This window comes from Actinomadura sp. NPDC048955, from assembly GCF_040649435.1.
In the GTDB taxonomy this organism is placed as follows: domain Bacteria; phylum Actinomycetota; class Actinomycetes; order Streptosporangiales; family Streptosporangiaceae; genus Spirillospora; species Spirillospora luteofluorescens.
The window spans coordinates 1-16,642 of sequence record NZ_JBEZJI010000076.1; the positions used below are offsets into that span (position 1 = coordinate 1).

At 73.4% G+C, this 16,642-nt stretch carries 17 protein-coding genes; 8 read left to right on the forward strand and 9 right to left on the reverse strand.

What is annotated here, in order from left to right:
- Positions 1 to 51: 51 nt before the first annotated feature.
- From AB0C84_RS40490 to AB0C84_RS40505, 4 genes are all read right to left on the reverse strand, one after another.
- Positions 52 to 1,737 carry a ribonuclease J gene (locus AB0C84_RS40490; RefSeq protein ID WP_361076757.1) on the reverse strand — a complete coding sequence of 562 codons (1,686 nt, stop codon included), beginning with the start codon at positions 1,735 to 1,737 and terminating at the stop codon, positions 52 to 54.
- Positions 1,734 to 2,672 carry a 4-hydroxy-tetrahydrodipicolinate synthase gene (dapA, locus tag AB0C84_RS40495; protein ID WP_258938644.1) on the reverse strand — a complete coding sequence of 313 codons (939 nt, stop codon included), beginning with the start codon at positions 2,670 to 2,672 and terminating at the stop codon, positions 1,734 to 1,736. The genes AB0C84_RS40490 and dapA overlap by 4 nt, the downstream gene beginning before the upstream one ends.
- A gap of 155 nt (positions 2,673 to 2,827) precedes the next feature.
- On the reverse strand, positions 2,828 to 3,049 hold the full coding sequence (locus tag AB0C84_RS40500; protein WP_179843212.1) for a hypothetical protein: 222 nt from the start codon (positions 3,047 to 3,049) through the stop codon (positions 2,828 to 2,830).
- Between the two features lie 138 nt (positions 3,050 to 3,187).
- Positions 3,188 to 4,222 (reverse strand): hypothetical protein, encoded by a 1,035-nt coding sequence (locus tag AB0C84_RS40505; protein WP_361076761.1) that lies wholly within the window; start codon positions 4,220 to 4,222, stop codon positions 3,188 to 3,190.
- A 237-nt stretch (positions 4,223 to 4,459) separates the two neighbouring features.
- Between AB0C84_RS40505 and AB0C84_RS40510 the strand changes: the two genes are divergently transcribed.
- Positions 4,460 to 4,636 carry a hypothetical protein gene (locus tag AB0C84_RS40510; RefSeq protein WP_179278875.1) on the forward strand — a complete coding sequence of 59 codons (177 nt, stop codon included), beginning with the start codon at positions 4,460 to 4,462 and terminating at the stop codon, positions 4,634 to 4,636.
- Here AB0C84_RS40510 and AB0C84_RS40515 read toward each other — a convergent pair.
- Positions 4,626 to 5,615 (reverse strand): DMT family transporter, encoded by a 990-nt coding sequence (locus tag AB0C84_RS40515; RefSeq protein ID WP_361076764.1) that lies wholly within the window; start codon positions 5,613 to 5,615, stop codon positions 4,626 to 4,628. The two genes, AB0C84_RS40510 and AB0C84_RS40515, sit on opposite strands and share 11 nt — an antisense overlap.
- Between AB0C84_RS40515 and AB0C84_RS40520 the strand changes: the two genes are divergently transcribed.
- Positions 5,614 to 7,005 carry a PLP-dependent aminotransferase family protein gene (locus AB0C84_RS40520; RefSeq protein ID WP_361076767.1) on the forward strand — a complete coding sequence of 464 codons (1,392 nt, stop codon included), beginning with the start codon at positions 5,614 to 5,616 and terminating at the stop codon, positions 7,003 to 7,005. The genes AB0C84_RS40515 and AB0C84_RS40520 overlap by 2 nt on opposite strands.
- Positions 7,006 to 7,039: 34 nt before the next feature.
- Here AB0C84_RS40520 and AB0C84_RS40525 read toward each other — a convergent pair whose 3' ends face one another.
- Positions 7,040 to 7,393: a VOC family protein gene (locus AB0C84_RS40525; RefSeq protein WP_258938639.1), complete on the reverse strand. Its 354-nt coding sequence runs from the start codon at positions 7,391 to 7,393 to the stop codon at positions 7,040 to 7,042.
- Positions 7,390 to 7,638 carry a hypothetical protein gene (locus tag AB0C84_RS40530; protein ID WP_338741669.1) on the reverse strand — a complete coding sequence of 83 codons (249 nt, stop codon included), beginning with the start codon at positions 7,636 to 7,638 and terminating at the stop codon, positions 7,390 to 7,392. The genes AB0C84_RS40525 and AB0C84_RS40530 overlap by 4 nt, the downstream gene beginning before the upstream one ends.
- Before the next feature lie 106 nt (positions 7,639 to 7,744).
- Here AB0C84_RS40530 and AB0C84_RS40535 point away from each other — a divergent pair, with 106 nt between their 5' ends.
- The 4 genes from AB0C84_RS40535 to AB0C84_RS40550 are packed head-to-tail and all read left to right on the forward strand — an operon-like array spanning position 7,745 to position 11,550.
- Entirely contained in the window at positions 7,745 to 8,338 is a 594-nt protein-coding gene (locus tag AB0C84_RS40535; RefSeq protein ID WP_361076770.1) for a CGNR zinc finger domain-containing protein, read from the forward strand.
- A gap of 52 nt (positions 8,339 to 8,390) precedes the next feature.
- Positions 8,391 to 8,951 (forward strand): GNAT family N-acetyltransferase, encoded by a 561-nt coding sequence (locus AB0C84_RS40540; RefSeq protein ID WP_338741663.1) that lies wholly within the window; start codon positions 8,391 to 8,393, stop codon positions 8,949 to 8,951.
- Between the two features lie 48 nt (positions 8,952 to 8,999).
- A complete protein-coding gene (locus AB0C84_RS40545) occupies positions 9,000 to 10,649 on the forward strand; it encodes an MFS transporter (protein ID WP_361076773.1) in 1,650 nt (549 codons plus the stop codon).
- A gap of 34 nt (positions 10,650 to 10,683) precedes the next feature.
- Positions 10,684 to 11,550 (forward strand): 1,4-dihydroxy-2-naphthoate polyprenyltransferase, encoded by an 867-nt coding sequence (locus AB0C84_RS40550; RefSeq protein ID WP_361076776.1) that lies wholly within the window; start codon positions 10,684 to 10,686, stop codon positions 11,548 to 11,550.
- Here AB0C84_RS40550 and AB0C84_RS40555 read toward each other — a convergent pair.
- Together AB0C84_RS40555 and AB0C84_RS40560 are read right to left on the reverse strand one after the other, a co-directional pair.
- On the reverse strand, positions 11,514 to 12,545 hold the full coding sequence (locus AB0C84_RS40555; RefSeq protein ID WP_361076779.1) for a hypothetical protein: 1,032 nt from the start codon (positions 12,543 to 12,545) through the stop codon (positions 11,514 to 11,516). The two genes, AB0C84_RS40550 and AB0C84_RS40555, sit on opposite strands and share 37 nt — an antisense overlap.
- A gap of 305 nt (positions 12,546 to 12,850) precedes the next feature.
- On the reverse strand, positions 12,851 to 13,525 hold the full coding sequence (locus tag AB0C84_RS40560; RefSeq protein WP_361076781.1) for a uracil-DNA glycosylase: 675 nt from the start codon (positions 13,523 to 13,525) through the stop codon (positions 12,851 to 12,853).
- 113 nt (positions 13,526 to 13,638) lie between these two features.
- On the opposite strand from AB0C84_RS40560, the gene modA reads away from it, so the two are divergent.
- Both modA and ftsH read left to right on the forward strand, forming a co-directional pair.
- Positions 13,639 to 14,418: a molybdate ABC transporter substrate-binding protein gene (modA, locus tag AB0C84_RS40565; RefSeq protein ID WP_361076783.1), complete on the forward strand. Its 780-nt coding sequence runs from the start codon at positions 13,639 to 13,641 to the stop codon at positions 14,416 to 14,418.
- A 114-nt stretch (positions 14,419 to 14,532) separates the two neighbouring features.
- On the forward strand, positions 14,533 to 16,596 hold the full coding sequence (gene ftsH / locus AB0C84_RS40570; protein WP_361076786.1) for an ATP-dependent zinc metalloprotease FtsH: 2,064 nt from the start codon (positions 14,533 to 14,535) through the stop codon (positions 16,594 to 16,596).
- Positions 16,597 to 16,642 lie beyond the last annotated feature (46 nt).

Below are 16,642 nucleotides of genomic sequence, written 5' to 3' on the forward strand. Positions count from 1 at the left end.
AACCCCTCGGGGGCGCCCCCCCGCCCCCCGCCCCCCCCCCCCCGACGGGCGCTACACCTCGACGACCACCGGGATGATCATCGGTCGGCGGCGGTAGTTCTCGCTGACCCACTTGCCGACGGTGCGCCGGATCAGCTGGCTGAGCTGGTGCACGTCGTTCACGCCGTCGCCGGCGGCGTCCCGCAGCACGCCCTCGATCCGGGCGATGACCTCGTCGAAGTCCTCGTTGACGATGCCGGCGCCGCGGGCGTGCACCTCGGGCCCGGCGACGAGCTTGCCCGAGGTGGAGTCGAGGCCGATGACGATGGAGACGAACCCCTCCTCGCCGAGGATGCGCCGGTCCTTCAGGGAGGTCTCGGTGACCTCGCCGACCGACAGGCCGTCCACGTACACGTACCCGGCGGGCACCGCACCGACGATCTTGGCCTGGCCGTCCACGAGGTCGACGACGACGCCGTCCTCGGCGATGACGATGCCGTCCTCGGGCACGCCGGTGAGCGCGGCGAGCTTCGCGTGCGCGCGCAGGTGCCGCCACTCGCCGTGGATGGGCATGAAGTTCGCCGGCTTGGTCACGTTGAGCACGTACAGCAGCTCGCCGGCCGAGGCGTGCCCGGACACGTGCACGAGCGCGTTGCCCTTGTGGACGATGCGGGCGCCCCACCGGGTGAGGCCGTTGATGACGCGGTTGACCGCGTTCTCGTTGCCCGGGATCAGCGACGACGCCAGCATCACGGTGTCGCGGTCGGTGATGCGGATCGAGTGGTCGCGGTTGGCCATCCGCGACAGCGCCGACATCGGCTCGCCCTGCGACCCGGTGCACACCAGCACGAGCCGGTCGCCGGGGATGTCGTCGATGACCTTCTGCTCGACCATGATGTCGTCGGGGACGTTCAGGTACCCGAGCTCGCGCGCGACGCCCATGTTGCGGACCATGGAGCGCCCGACGAAGCAGACCTTGCGGCCGTTGGCGACGGCGGCGTCCAGGACCTGCTGGACGCGGTGGATGTGCGAGGCGAAGCAGGCGACGATGAGCCGCCCCTGCGCGGTGCGGAACACCTCGTCCACGACCGGCCCGATGTTGCGCTCGCTGGTGACGAAGCCGGGCACCTCGGCGTTCGTCGAGTCCGACATCAGCAGGTCGATGCCCTCGGCGCCGAGCCGCGCGAACCCGGGCAGGTCGGTGAGCCGGCCGTCCAGCGGGAGCTGGTCCATCTTGAAGTCGCCGGTGTGCAGGACGAGCCCGGCGGGCGTGCGGACGGCGACGGCGAGCGCGTCGGGGATCGAGTGGTTGACGGCGAGGAACTCGCAGTCGAACGGCCCGAAGGTGCGGCGCTCCCCCTCCACGACCACGTCGGTCACCGGTTTGATGCGGTGCTCGGTGAGCTTGGCCTCCAGCAGCGCCAGCGACAGCCGCGAGCCGACCAGCGGGATGTCGCGGCGCTCGCGCAGCAGGTACGGGACGGCGCCGATGTGGTCCTCGTGGCCGTGCGTGACGATCACGGCCTCGATGTCGTCCAGCCGTTCCCTGATGTACTCGAAGTCGGGCAGTATCAGGTCGACGCCGGGCTGCTCGGTCTCGGGGAAGAGCACGCCGCAGTCGACGATGAGCAGGCGTCCGCCGTACTCGAACACCGTCATGTTGCGGCCGATCTCCCCCAGCCCGCCGAGCGCGACGATCCGCAGTCCCCCCTTGGGCGGCGCGGGCGGTTCCGAAAGCTCCGGGTGAGGATGGCTCACCGGGCGACCTCCGGGATGACGACCTCAGGCACTTTGACTCCCCCTATCGTGAGGTCTTCGCGCAGGCGCGCCGCGAACTCCGGCGAGGCCTCCACCAGCGGCGCGCGGAGCGGGCCGCCTCCGGGGAGGCCGAGCAGGTTCAGCGCTGCCTTGACGGCGATGGCGCCCTGCGTACGGGTCATGATGGCGGCGACCACGGGCAGCAGGCGCCGGTGGATCTCCAGCGCCCGCCCGTGCTCGCCGGCGCGGTATGCGTCGATCATCTCATGGAGCTCGACTCCGACCACATGGCCGACCACGCTGACGAACCCCGCCGCCCCGACCGACAGCCAAGGGAGGTTGAGGTTGTCGTCGCCGGAGTACCAGACGAGGTCGGTCTCGGCCATCACGATGGACGCGCCGAAAAGGTCGGCCTTGGCGTCCTTGACGGCGACGATCCGCGGGTGCTCGGCGAGCTTCAGGAGCGTGTCGTTCTGGATCGGCACCCCGGCGCGCCCCGGGATGTCGTACAGCATGTTGGGCAGCGCCGTCGCGTCGGCCACCGCCGTGAAGTGGCGGACGAGGCCCTCCTGCGGAGGCTTGTTGTAGTACGGCGTGACCACGAGCAGGCCGTGCGCGCCCGCGGCCTCGGCCTGCCGCGCGAGTTTCAGGCTGTGCTCGGTGTGGTTCGTACCGGCACCGGCGACGATCACGGCGCGGTCGCCGACCGCCTCGATGACCGCCCGCAGGAGTTTGCTCTTCTCTTCGTCGCTCGTCGTGGGCGACTCGCCTGTCGTCCCGTTGACGACCAGGCCGTCGTGGCGCCGCTCGTCGACCAGATGGGTCGCGAGGCGCGCGGCGCCGTCGTAGTCGACGCCGCCGTCCGGCAGGAACGGGGTGACCATGGCGGTCAGCATCCGTCCGAACGGAGCGCCAGTGGATGTGCTGGGTGCCATGCAACGAACGGTACCGTTCCGGCCGTTCCACTTGGACCCGCAGGTCGAAGCGGAACGGGATAAATCGGGAGGAAGCCGCCGCCACACGCTCGGGGGTACGCGTGGCGGCGGCTCCCACAACCGTCATCGTGGCACGCAAATGCCGCGTTACGGGGTCAGTCCGGCCACGTCCCGGACTCGGTTGGATAACGTGACCCTGCGGTCATCTCCTGGAGGCGGACGCGGAGCTCCTCGACGTCGTGCGTGCGCACGAGGTCGTTCCCCCGGACGGCCCACCATTGCCCGGAACCGCCCCGGCCGATCCGCCAGTCGGCGAACTCGGCCGCCAGTTCGCCGATACGGTCGGCGTCGTGCCGCGCGGACTGCTGAGTGCCCATCGGCCGTCCCCACTTCCCTTGCCATCCGCCTGTAGAGGCTTGACCTTCCGCACCCTCCACTACCCCCAGGATTGTGCGGGTATCCACCCCTTTTTACCTGGGGAAACGCGAGTTTCGGAACGTCGCGGCAGGGGTTTCTCAGCCGCCAAAACTTCCTGTCGCTCGGGGTAGCCAGGTGGCGCGATAACGTGACCATTCGGCCGGGCTCGTCGTCCAGTCCGCGTACACGCCGACGCCGTACGGCCGCCTGGGCGGCCGCTTGAGATCCTCGACTCCGCGCCGGACGCCGCGCAGTGCGCCGGGCAGGTCCTCCGCCCAGTCCATGAGGGGCCGGTAGGTGGGGACGCCCATGAAGACCGTCGTGCGGTCGCCGATGAGCTCCAGCGTCGTGCGGGTGTGCCGGGCGAAGTGCCAGCCGGCGAGGGAGCGCGTGGGCAGCGACACGTCGTAGGTCATGATCGCGACCTGGTCGGCGCGGTCGGCGACGGCGCGCAGGAAGTCCTGGGTGGGGCGCGGCGGATAGTGGAACCTCCCCGTGCGCGGCAGGAGCGCCTTGTAGACCGGCTGGCCCGCGTCCAGGAGGGTCTGCTGCTCCAGCGCCACCGACACCAGTTTCCCCTTCGACCGGGTCAGCTCGCGGGTGGCGTCCATGAGCGCGAGGAAGGCGCGGTCGTCGGGGTAGATCGGCTCGAAGTCGTAGTGGATGCCGTCGAACCCCAGGTCGAGGAAGGCCGCGTCCGTCCTGAGCACCCTCGCCCGCACGGCCGGGTCGTCCAGGTCGATGACGCCCTTGCCGTCCACCACCCGGATCTGCCCCAGGTACGCCTGAGCGCGGACGCCGGGCGCGTACTCGTGCACGGCGGCGAGGAGCTGCCGCGCGTAGCGGTACTTGGCCTCGGGCACGGTGCCGTCCGCCTCGAACGGCCCCGCGTGGAAGAAGACGTCGGTGATGCGGTTCTCTTTCAGCAGCTCTCCGAGCGCCCGGTACTCGGCGTCGCTGTGGGGCTCCCCCACCCACTGGTGGCGCGCCCAGAGCGCGTTGGCCTCGGTTCCGCGCGCCTGAGGTTCGGGTTGCCACCACACCCAGGCCCCGGCGAGCACCAGCGCGGCGAGGCCGAGCACGTACGCCGCCGCCCATCCCAGAATCCGACCGAACCGCCCCAGAACGCGCATCACGCAATCATGTCGGAAGAGCCGGACGCCAGGCGCGTGCCGTTCAGGGGCGCCCCAGCCGCGTCCCACGATCCGTCCATAAAACGATCATGGTTGGGACGTGATCGCGCGCCGCGCGCGGCGGCGGTTGACAAGCGGGGAACCTTGTATGCACGAGGCGGCTCGTGGTGTCGGCCCGTTGGTCTCGATGGGGAGCCGCCCGGTCCTTACCGTCCACACGGATGGAGGTCAACCGGCATGCGAGTCCCACCGAGGCAGGGTGAGCCCCGCCCCCTGATCAGCACGCGGGCCCTCGTGATCGTCCTCGTGGCGATCGGCGCCGCCGCGCTCGCCGCCGCCGCACCGGATCTGGCGATCCCGATCGGGGTCGGAGTGGCGGTCATCACGCTCCTGGCCCAGATCGTCAAGGACTGATCCCACCGCGTCGCGCACGCCCGGCGGGCACGCCGACCGCCCGGACCTGCGCGACGTCGGGCAGGGTGCGCCGGATGCGGGCGCGCTGGGTGACGGCCACACAGACCAGCACGGCCACGGCGGCCAGCGCGGTCGTGGCGTCGATCCGTTCGCCGAGGAGGACGCCCGACCAGAGCAGCGTGAGCATGGGCTGGGTGAGCTGGACCTGGCTGGCGCGGGCGATCCCGGCCCGCGCCAGGCCCTCGTACCAGGCGAAGAAGCCGAGGTAGGCGGAGAAGACGGACACGTAGCCGAAGCCGAGCACGGCGTGGGTCGTCCAGACGGGGTGGGTCGTGGCCAGCAGCCACCCGGTGACCGGGACCGTGACGGGGGCCGCCAGGACGAGCGCCCAGGAGATGACGCGCCAGCCCGGCATGTCGCGGGCCAGGCGCGCACCCTCGGCATAGCCGGCCGCGCAGGTGAGCAGGGCGGTGAACAGCAGCAGGTCGGCGGGCGTCACGTGGCCCGCACCGCGGACGAGGGCGAAGGCGGTGACGCAGGCCGCACCGGCCGCGCTCGCGAGCCAGAAGGCGCGGGAGGGCCGCTCCCCCGCGCGCAGGACCCCGAGGACGGCGGTGGCGGCGGGCAGCAGCCCGACGACGACGGCCGAATGGGCGGAGGAGGCGCCGTGGTCGAGCGCGAGCGTGGAGAACAGCGGGAAGCCGAAGACCACTCCGGCGACGACGACCGCGAGGCTCGCCCACTGCCCGCGGCGCGGCGGGCGCGCTCGCACCGATAGCAGTGCGACGGCGGCGAGAATGCTCGCCGCGGCGGAGCGGCCGATGCCGATCACGTACGGGTCGAGCCCTTCGAGCCCGAAGACCGTGGTCGGGATGGTGAACGAGAAGGTCAGGACACCGAGTGCCGCGAGCCCCAGGCCCGCCCGGGAGGTGGTGGCCGCTATCCGCCGGGGGGCAGTAGCGCTATCTTTTGTCCTCATGAAAGACGATAGCAGTGTGGCGACGCTGGCCGGCAGGCTGCGCGCGGAGGTCCGCCGGATGAGCCCCGGCGAGCGCCTCCCGTCGAGCCGCGCGCTGGTCGAGCGGCACCGGGTCAGCCCGGTCACCGTGTCGCGGGCGCTCGGACTGCTGGCCGCCGAGGGCCTGGTGGTGACGCGCCCGGGCAGCGGGGCGTTCGCCGCGCCGCGGGCCCGGGCCGCCGCGGAACCCGCCGACTTCGGCTGGCAGGCGGTGACGCTCGGCGACCGGTCGGTGGACCCGTCAGGGATCTCGTGGCTGCTCACCCCGGCGCCGGACGGCGTGGTCCCGCTCAGCGGCGGCTACCTGCACCCGTCGCTCCAGCCGGTTCGGTCGCTCGCGACGGCGGCGGCGCGGGCGGCCCGGCGCCCGGACGCGTGGGAGATGCCGCGGCTCGGCGGCGTGCCCGAACTGCGCGCCTGGTTCGCCCGCACGATCGGCGGCGGCGTCTCCCCCGCCGACGTGCTGATCACGAACGGCGGCCAGCAGGCGCTGACGACCGTGCTGCGGGCCCTGCTCCCACCCGGCGCCCCGGTGCTGGTCGAGTCGCCGACGTACCTGGGCGCCCTGGCGGTGGCGCGGGCGAGCGGGCTGCATCCGGTGCCCGTCCCGGTGGACGCGGACGGCGTCCGTCCCGACCTGCTCGCCGAGGCGTTCGCGATCAGCGGGGCGCGCGTGTTCTACACCCAGCCCGCCTTCCACAACCCGACCGGCACGGTGCTGGGGCCCGAGCGGCGCGAGCGGGTGCTGGACGTCGCGCGCGCGGCGGGCGCGTTCGTCGTGGAGGACGACGTCGCCCGGCACCTCGGCATCGACGCGCCCCCGCCGCCGCTGATCGCGCAGGACGCCGACGGCCGGGTCGTGCACGTCGCCTCCATCACCAAGGCGACCGCGCCCAGCATGCGGGTGGCCGCGGTGGTCGCCCGGGGGCCGGTCGCCGAGCGGATCCGCGCGACGCAGCTCGTCGAGGAGTTCTTCCCCGCCAGGCCGCTGCAGGAGACGCTGCTGGAAATGGTCAGCTCGCCGGGGTGGCCCCGCCACCTGCGGACCGTCCGGGCCGCCCTGCGCTCGCGCCGGGACGCGCTCCTCACGGCGCTCGCCTGCGACCTGCCGGAGCTGCGGCCGAACCGTCCGGCGGGCGGTTTCCACCTGTGGGTCCGGCTGCCGGACGGCGTGGACGACTCCGCGCTGGCCGAGGCCGCGCTGCGCGCGGGCGTCCTGGTCAGCGCGGGACGGCCGTTCTTCCCCGCCGAGGCCCCCGCCCCCCACCTGCGGATCAGCTACGGGACGGCGGCGTCGGAGGCGGAGCTGGCCGAGGGCGTGCGCCGCCTCGCCTCGGTTCTGCGGTCTTAGGGCTCGGTTCTGCGGTCTCAGGGCCGTCCCGCGGTCATGGGGCGGTGCAGAAGCAGAACTCGTTGCCCTCGGGGTCGCGCCAGACCTGGAACGGATGCGCCGGGTTCCCCATGGGCCCGGCGGCCGGGGTCGCGCCGAGGCGCTCCGCCCGCTCGCCGGCGGGGCGGATGTCCGGGACGTCCAGGTCCAGGTGCAGCCGGTTCTTGATCTTCTTGCCCTCGGGGACGCGCTGGAACGACAGGATCGGCCCGCCCGCCCCGAGCGGCTCCAGGTCGAGCCAGTCGTCGCTGCGCGCCGTCGTCTTCATGCCGAGCAGGCCGCCCCAGAAGGCCGCCATGGCACCCAGGTCGGCACAGTCGATGACGAGGTTGCCCACCTTGGGGTTCATCGCACGACCCCCGCCGGGCGGGCGGGGCGCGCCGCGGCGCGGGCGCAGTACGGGGCGGGAGGCGTGGGCCGCACCAGCCCGCCGACCCGGTCGCGGACCCAGGCCCGTTTCCGGGCGGAGCGCTCCTGGGCCCGCGCACGAGCGGTGAGCCTCGCCTCGACGATGTCGGCGTGCAGGCGGGCGTACTCGCGTTCGGCCCAGGCATGGCGCTGCGCGAGCACCGCGAAGTACGGCAGCTCGTTCATGGTCGTCCTCCCGATCGTTGACACCACCTAAACCGTAATGCCGGTGTCATGGGTCACGCAACCAGTGAACGCTTTATGCCGGTGTTGACACTTGGTAGAGTTCCCCATGGACGAGCAGGAGGGCGCGATGACCGGCACCGGCACGGGCGAGGACCCGGCGGCCGCGGTCGACCCGGCCCTGCTCCTGGCGGACTTCGTCAACACGCTCGACGTCGAGTCCGCGAGCGACGAGATCGCCACGCCCGCCGGACTCGCCGGATGGCTCGCCGGTCGCGGGCTCGTCCCCTCCGGGGCCGCGGCCGTCGACGCCGACGTCCGCACCGCCGTCGCCCTGCGCGAAGGGCTCCGCGAGGCCATGGAAGCCCACCACGGGTCCCAGGAGGCCGACATCCCAGACGATCTGGAGGACGTGCTGGCCGCCCTGCCGCTGCGCGTCACCCTGACCGGTCCGCGTCCCGCGCTCGTCCCGCTCGACCCGCCGGGCGCCACCGCCGCCGGCCTGGCCCGGATCGCCGCCGCCGTCATGGACTCGGTCGCCGCCGGCACCTGGCCGCGCCTGAAGACCTGCCAGGTCGACACCTGCCGCTGGGCGTTCCTGGACACCTCCAAGAACCGCTCGCGCTCCTGGTGCTCGATGAAGGTCTGCGGCAACCGCGCCAAGACCCGCGCCTACCGGGCACGGCGGCGCGCCCCCGCGTAGCCGGCCCTCGCTAGGGTGGGCCGGTATCCCGGCGAGAGGACGTGAGCACGGCATGGCGGATGTGGGGGTGCGGCCCGCGCGGCGCGCGGACGCGGCCGCCGTCGCCGGCATCCAGGTGCGGGCCTGGCGGCACGGGTACCGCGACCTGCTGCCGGCGGACGTCCTGAGCCAGGTGACCGGTGACGCCGCGGTGGAGGTGTGGCGCGACAAGTGGGCGGAGGCGGCGACCGCGCCGCCGAGCCCGCGGCACCGGCTGCTGGTCGCGGTGGCGTCCGACCTCGTCGTGGGCTTCGCCGCGCACGCCCCGGCCGAGGACCCCGACCTCGACCCGTCCGGCACCGCCGAACTGATCACCCTGCTGGTCGACCCCCTGCACACGCGCGCCGGGCACGGCAGCCGGCTGCTCGCCGCCACCGTGGACCTGCTCCGCGACGACGGCTTCACCACCCTGGTCTCCTGGGTGTTCGAAGGCGACGAGGTGACGCGGTCGTTCCTCGGCTCGGCCGGGTGGGCGCCCGACGGGACGGCCCGGACGCTCGACATGGGCGAGCCCGTCCGGCAGGTCCGGCTGCACACCGACATCAGCGCCGCGCCGGACGAGACCGGCTCCTAGCGAGGGGTCGGTGAGGCGCACGGGCGATCCGGCCATATCTTGGAGGTCGTGCCCGAGTCCGCTTTCCTGACGCCGCCCCGTGCCTCCGCACCGGCGCCCTCCGGCCGGCATCGCCGGCTGGGCCTGGTCGTGATGAGCCTCGGCGTCTCGCTGGTCGTGGTGGACGCCACCATCGTGGGCGTGCTGCTGCCCCGGATCGTCTCCGACCTGGGCCTGTCGACATCGGGCGCGGAGTGGGCGACCTCGGTGTACTCGCTGGTGTTCGCCGCGCTGCTCATCCCGTTCGGGCGGGCGGGCGACCTGGTCGGGCGCCGCCGGATGTTCGTGCTCGGGGTCTCGGTGTTCGCGGCGGCGAGCCTCGCCGCCGCGCTGGCCCCCGGCGGCGCGGCCCTGATCGGCGCGCGGGCGCTGCAGGGCGTCGGCGCCTCGATGCTCATGCCGGCGACGCTGTCCACGGTGAACGCGGTGTTCACCGGGCGGGACCGCGCCGTCGCCTTCGGCGTCTGGGGCTCGATGATCAGCGGCATGGCGGCGCTCGGGCCGCTCGCGGGCGGAGCCCTGGCCACCGGCGGCGGCTGGCGGTGGGCGTTCGGGGTCAACCTGCCGCTCGGCGCCGTCCTGATCGCCGGAGCCCTGCGGTACATGCCCGAGACGCGCGCCCCCGCACCGGGCGGCGTGCGGCGCGAGATCGACTGGGCGGGCGGCGCGCTGGCCGCCCTCGGCCTCGGCGCGCTCGTCTGGGGGATCATCGAGGGGCAGACGTACGGCTGGTGGGCCGCGACGCGCCCGTTCACCGCCGGCGCGTTCCGCTGGCCGGAGACCGCCCTGTCCCCCGTCCCCGCGGTCCTGGCGCTCGGCGCCGTGCTGATCGCGGCGCTGGTCGTGGTCGAGCGGTCCCGGGCGGCGGCGGGACGGCCCGTGATGCTCGACCTCGCGCTGTTCCGCGTCCCCAACTTCCGGCGCGGCAACCTGACCTCCGCGCTGATCAACGTCGGCGAGCTCGGGCTGCTGTTCGTCCTGCCGCTGTTCCTGCTGGGCGTGCACGGCACGAACCCGCTGCAGATCAGCCTGGCGATCCTGCCGCTGGCCGTCGGAGCGTTCGTGTCCGGCGGATGCGCGGGCAGGCTCGCCGACAGGCGCGGCCCCCACCGGATCGTGCAGATCGGCCTGGTGCTGGAGGTCGCCGCGGTCCTTGGGCTGGCGCTCACCGTCTCGGCGACCACAGGCGGGCTCGGTCTCGCGCCGTGGATGCTGCTGTACGGGCTGGGCCTCGGGCTGACGTCGGCGCAGTTGGCGAACGTCTCGCTCGCGGACGTCCCGCCCGAGCAGTCGGGCCAGGCGTCCGGAACCCAGTCGACGGCCCGGCAGGTCGGCGCGGCCCTCGGCATCGCCGCGATCGGGACGGTGTTCGCGACGAGCCTCGGGCACGCGATGACCGACCGGCTGGCGGGCTCGGCGCTGAGCCCGGAGCGCCGGGCGGCCCTCGCCCACGACCTGCGGCACAGCGCCGGGACCTCCGGACGTGATCTGCACGACACGCCCGGGCTGGCCGCCGAGGCGCACGCCGCGGACGCCAGCCTCGCCGTCGCGACCAGGAACGCGGCCCTGACCACCGCGGCGATCCTCGCCCTCGGACTCGGGCCCGCGCTGCGCCTGCGCCCGAGCACTGATCTTCATCGGGAAGAATCGAAGCGCTAGTCCCCCTGTCGTCCCACGAGAACAAGCGGTAACTGTGGCCACGCTCTCCCAATGGGTCGCCGGATCCCGGCCCCGCACCCTGCCCGCGTCCCTCGTTCCCGTCGTCGTCGGCACCGGCGTCGCCGTGGGCGAGGGCGACCCCGTCTGGTGGCGCGGCGTCCTCGCCGCCGTCGTCGCCCTCGTGCTGCAGATCGGGGTGAACTACTCCAACGACTACAGCGACGGCATCCGCGGCACCGACGAGGACCGCGTCGGCCCGCTGCGGCTCGTCGGATCGAAGGCCGCCCCGCCCAAGCAGGTGCTGGCCGCCGCGCTCGGCTGCTTCCTCGTCGCCGCCGTGGCCGGGCTCGTCCTGGCCGCCGTGACGACGTGGTGGCTGCTGCTCGTCGGCGCGTTCGCGATCCTCGCCGCCTGGTTCTACACGGGCGGCAAGACGCCGTACGGGTACCGCGCGCTGGGCGAGGTCTCGGTGTTCGTCTTCTTCGGCCTCGTCGCCGTCGTCGGGACGACCTACGTCCAGATCGAGGCGCTGCCGTGGGAGGCGTGGGCGGCGGCGGTCCCGATCGGGCTGCTGGCGTGCGGGATGCTCGTCGCCAACAACCTGCGCGACATCCCCACCGACCGGGAGTCGGGCAAGCGGACCCTCGCCGTCCTGCTGGGCGACCGCTGGACCCGGATCCTGTACGCGGCGTGCACCGCGCTGCCGTTCATGTTCGCCCTGGCCCTGGCGGCCCCGCACCCGTGGGCGCTGCTCGCGCTGCTCGCGGCGCCGCTGTCGCTGCCGCCGACGCAGAAGGTGCTGAACGGCGCGACCGGCCCCGCCCTGATCCCGGTGCTCGGCGAGACCGGCCGGCTTCAGATCGCCTACGGCGTGCTGCTGGCCGTCGGCCTGGCGCTCTGACCCTCGGCCAGAGCGCTCCGGCTCTCGGCCAGCAGGACCGCGCCCGTCAGGCCGGTGACGAGCCCGGCGAGCACCCCGGCGAGGGCGACCAGGCCCGTGGCGGACGCGGCGTCCGGCGCCAGGAAGCCCGGCCGGCCGAGCACCACGAGCAGCCCGTAGAGGGACGCCGCGAACATGGTGCCGGACCCGGCCCAGGCGACGGCGAGCGGCACCGCGAACCTGCCCGGGCGCGCCGCGCGCCGGACGATCAGCACGAGCGCGGCCGCGGCGGCGACCGCCAGCAGGCCCTCCACACCGTCGGCCAGCTGCTGGGCCAGGTTCCGGTCGGCGGCCTCGCGGCCGTGGAGGCCCGCCGTCCCTCCGAACGCCCAGTAGAGCTGCGCGGCGGCGAACGCCGCGGCCGGGACCGCCGCACCGCGCGCCAGGAGCACCTGGAGCGCATGGGTCGGGCCCTTGGGGACGCTCCTGGTGCGGATCTCGAACGTCCGCGGCCACCGGTCGCGCGCGTACAGGACGAACGCCGTCAGCAGCCCGATGCCCTGCACGGTGAAGCCCGCGTAGACGACCCCGTACACCCAGCCCTGGAGCGCGTTGCCGTCGCCCGTGAGCGGCTCGGACGAGAAGAGCGTCTGCAGGAGCGTCCCGAGCGGGACGGCGAGGACGATGGGCGTGAGCAGGCCCACCGCGACCCAGATCGGCGCCAGCACCAGCCATGCCGGGATCCGGCGGCCCCAGCGGAAGGTGAACGCCGCCGCCACCAGCACGGCCGCCGCGTCCATGCCCAGGGTGATCGCGTTGCCCACGTACAGCGCGGAGCCCTCGGCCGCGGCGGGGTCGTTCCAGCCGACCGTGCTGCCCGCGAGCCACGCGATCTTGATGGTGAGGTAGGGGACGCACGCGGCGATCGTCGCCGCGCAGACGGCCAGGCGGGCGCGCCCGGGGCCGCCGCGGGCGGCGCGCGTCGTCACGGCGGGCCGGTGAACTGAAACGGTCATGGACCGACGATCCACCGGGCCGCCCGCCCCGCGCCTCCCGCCGCGGAGGGAGAGCGGCCCCACCGCTCCCCCGCGGGGGTGAGGCGACCGGCTGTGTTTCAAAGTCCCGGCCCACTTCGCTCGCCTTGCGGCTGTGTTTCAACAGTCCTGGCCCACTTCGCTCGCCTGGCGGCTCGCTACGTGACCGTGCCTGGGCGAACGCGGCATCGCTTCGCGATCTGCCCGGTTCCGCTCGCCTTCGGCTTCGCTGCACCGGGCAGGTCACGCGTTCGCGCGTGGCCGAGGGCTTTTTGAGACGGGGACTACTAGGCCCAGTCGATCTCGGCGCGGCCGGCGTCGACTAGGGCCTTGTTGACGGCGCTGAACGGGCGCGTCCCGAAGAACTTCTTCGCGCTGAGCGGGCTCGGGTGCGCCGACTCGATCACGGTGTGCTGGGGACCGGTGACCAGGCGGGCCTTCTTGCGGGCGTAGGCGCCCCAAAGAACGAACACGACGCGCTCGCTCTTGTCGTTCAGCGCGCGGATCGCGCCGTCGGTGAAGTCCTCCCAGCCCTTGCCCGCGTGCGAGCCCGCCTCGCCGCCCCGGACGGTCAGCACCGCGTTCAGCAGCAGGACGCCCTGGTCGGCCCAGCGGGTCAGGTCGCCGGACACCGGCGCGGGGACGTCGAGATCGGCCGCCAGCTCCTTGTAGATGTTGCGCAGCGACGGCGGAAGCCGGACGCCCTCGCGCACGCTGAAGCTCAACCCGTGCGCCTGGCCGGGGCCGTGGTAGGGGTCCTGGCCGAGGATCAGGACGCGGGCGCCGTCGAACGGGCAGTGCCGGAACGCGTTGAAAAGATCTTCGCGCGGCGGGTAGACGGTCTGCGCGTCGTACTCCCCCGCGACGAACGCGCCCAGCGCGGCGGTGCCGATCGGGTCGAGCAGCGGGTCGAGCCGCTCCCGCCAGTCGCCGGGCAGCAGTTCCATCAGGTCGAGGGACATCGTCGGGCCTCCGAGAAACGTGATCTCCAGTTGCCCGGAACACTAGTGCGAGCCTCTGACACGCCAGGGCCGAATCCAGGGACTCCGAACCCCCCAACCCTAGGATGAGACAAATGCCCGATTCCCCCCATCGGCGGCGCCTTCGCGCGTCCGCGCTGCTCGCGGCGCTCGTCCTGCCCGCTCTCGGCGCGGGCTGCGGCGCCCCCTCCGGGCCGGTGACGCTCACCGTCCTCGCGACCTCCTCGATGACGGAGGTGCTCGGCGAGATCGGTGAGGCCTACCACCAGCAGAACCCGGACGTCAGGCTGCGCTTCGCGTTCGGCGGGACGCCGGAGATCGCCGACCGCGTCGCCGAGCACGAACCCGCCGACGTCCTGGTGACGGCCGACGGCCCCAGCATGGACGAGGCCGCCGAGTACCTGGGCGGGCGCCGCCGCGTCATCGCCCGCGACACCCTCACGATCGCGGTCGGGCCGGGCAACCCCCGCCGGATCCGGGACCTGCGAGACCTGGCGCGGCCGGGCCTGCGGGTGGTCGTCGGCGCCGGCACGGTCCCGGTCGGCCGCTACACCCGCCAGGTCCTCGCCAAGGCGGGCGTGACCGTCCGGTGGAGCAGCGAGGAGATCGGCGCGCGGGCCGTCCTGGACCGGGTCCGCGCAGGCGAGGCCGACGCGGGCGTCGTCTTCGTCACCGACCTGAACTCGGCCGGGATCGCGGCGAGCAGCGTGCCCATCCCGGCGGCCCAGAACGTCACCGCGTCCTTCCCCGCCGCGGTTGTCCGCGACAGCGGCCACGAGGACGCCGCGAACGCGTTCGTGGCGTGGCTGGTCACACCCGACGCTCAGCGGCTGTTCAACAAGTACGGCTTCGTCACACCGTCCGCTCCCCAGTGACCCTCGGGGAACGGATGAGAGCCAAGTTCCGTTTACCTTCCCGGAGCCCCCCAGGGCTCGGGAACACCTGATCGCCCCGGCCTCCGGGGCGCGTTGTACGGGGAGATGCGACACGTGCCGGACCAGCGACCCGCGCCACAGCCCGACGGGACACCGAACGGGACGCCGCCGCACGCCGGCGCGCAGCGCTCCGGCACGGCCGAGCCGGGCCGGCGCCAGTCCGTGCCGCCCCGCAGCGACCCCGACCAGCCCTGGCGCGCCGAAGGCGTCCCCGACCGGCGGGAGAGGCGGCCGCGCGGCCTGCGCGCGGGCGGCTGGAAGCCGAACCGGAACAACGCGGTCTTCTGGGCGCTGCTGCTGGCCGTCTTCGGGCTGAGCTACGTCTCCATGCACCTCACCGGCCAGAAGGAGCGGGTGACGGTCCCCTACACGGCGTTCACCCAGCAGGTCGCCGCCGGGAACGTGAAGGACGTCTACACCAAGGGCTACCAGATCCAGGGCCAGCTGAAGAGCAAGCGGCCGGTCCCGGGGCACGCGGAGAAGACCTACTCCTCGTTCGAGACGCTGCGCCCCGCGTTCGCCGACGACAAGATCTACACCGAGATGGTGGCCAAGGGCGTCGAGGTCGAGGCCAAGCCGGTCAACGAGGACCGCGGCCTGCTCGCCAACCTGCTGCTGTCGCTGCTGCCGACCCTGCTGTTCGTCGGGCTGTGGATCGGCGTGATGGTGTGGCTGCAGCGCCGCATGTCCGGCGGGGGCGGCCTCATGGGCGGCTTCAACCGCTCCCCCAAGCCCGTGGCCGCGGACGACAAGCGCGCCACGTTCGCCGACGTCGCCGGCATCGACGAGGTCGAGGCGGAGCTCAGCGAGATCGTCGACTTCCTCAAGGACCCCGGCAAGTACCGCCGGATGGGCGCCCGCGTCCCCCGCGGCGTGCTGCTGACCGGCGCGCCCGGCACCGGCAAGACGCTGCTCGCCCGCGCCGTCGCGGGCGAGGCCGACGTCCCGTTCTACTCCGCGGCCGCGTCGGAGTTCATCGAGATGGTCGTCGGCGTCGGCGCCGCCCGCGTCCGCGAGCTGTTCACCGAGGCCCGCAAGACCGCCCCCTCGATCATCTTCATCGACGAGATCGACACCATCGGGCGGGCGCGCGGCGGCGGCGCCAGCATGGGCGGCCACGACGAGCGCGAGCAGACCCTCAACCAGATCCTCACCGAGATGGACGGCTTCTCCGGCTCGGAGGGCGTCGTCGTCATCGCCGCGACGAACCGTCCCGACATCCTGGACCCGGCCCTGATGCGCCCCGGCCGGTTCGACCGGCAGGTCGCGGTGTCCCCGCCCGACCTGGACGGGCGCGTCGCGATCCTCGGCGTCCACACCCGCGACGTCCCCCTCGCCGCCGACGCCGACATCCTCTCGGTCGCGAGGATGACGCCCGGCATGACCGGCGCCGAGCTCGCGAACCTGGTCAACGAGGCCGCCCTGCTCGCCGTCAAGCGCGAGAAGGACGCCGTGGACATGGACGACTTCCAGACCGCCCTGGAGAAGGTGCAGCTCGGCACCCGGCGGTCCCTGGTCATGCCGTTCGAGGAGCGCCGCCGCACGTCCTACCACGAGTCCGGGCACGGCCTGCTCGGCATGCTCCAGCCGGGCGCCGATCCCGTCCGCAAGATCACGATCGTGCCGCACGGCCGCGCGCTCGGCGTCACCGTCTCCACCCCCGACGACGACCGCTACGCCTACGACGAGCGCTACCTGCGCGGCCGCATCATCGGCGCGCTCGGCGGCATGGCCGCCGAGGAACTCGTCTTCGGCGTGATCACCACCGGCTCGGAGAGCGACCTGGAGCAGGTCACCAAGATCGCCCGCGGGATGGTGGGCCGCTGGGGCATGTCCCAGAAGATCGGCCCCATGTCGATCCTCCCGGCGGACGGATCGGACCCGATGGGCCAGTACGCCGCCCAGGGCACCCTGGACGCCGTCGACCTGGAGGCCCGCCGGATCGTCGACGAGTGCTACGCCGAGGCCCTGGAGACCCTCCGCACCCACCGCGACAAGCTGGACTCCCTCGCCGCCGCCCTCCTGGAGGCCGAGACCCTCGACGAGTCCGCCGCCTACGCCGCCGCCGGCGTGGACCGCACCATCCGCGAGGTGGACCTCTCCAAATCCCACCGCTGACCCGCCCCTTCACCCTGCCAGCGTGGACAGGGCTGAGGGGCGTCTG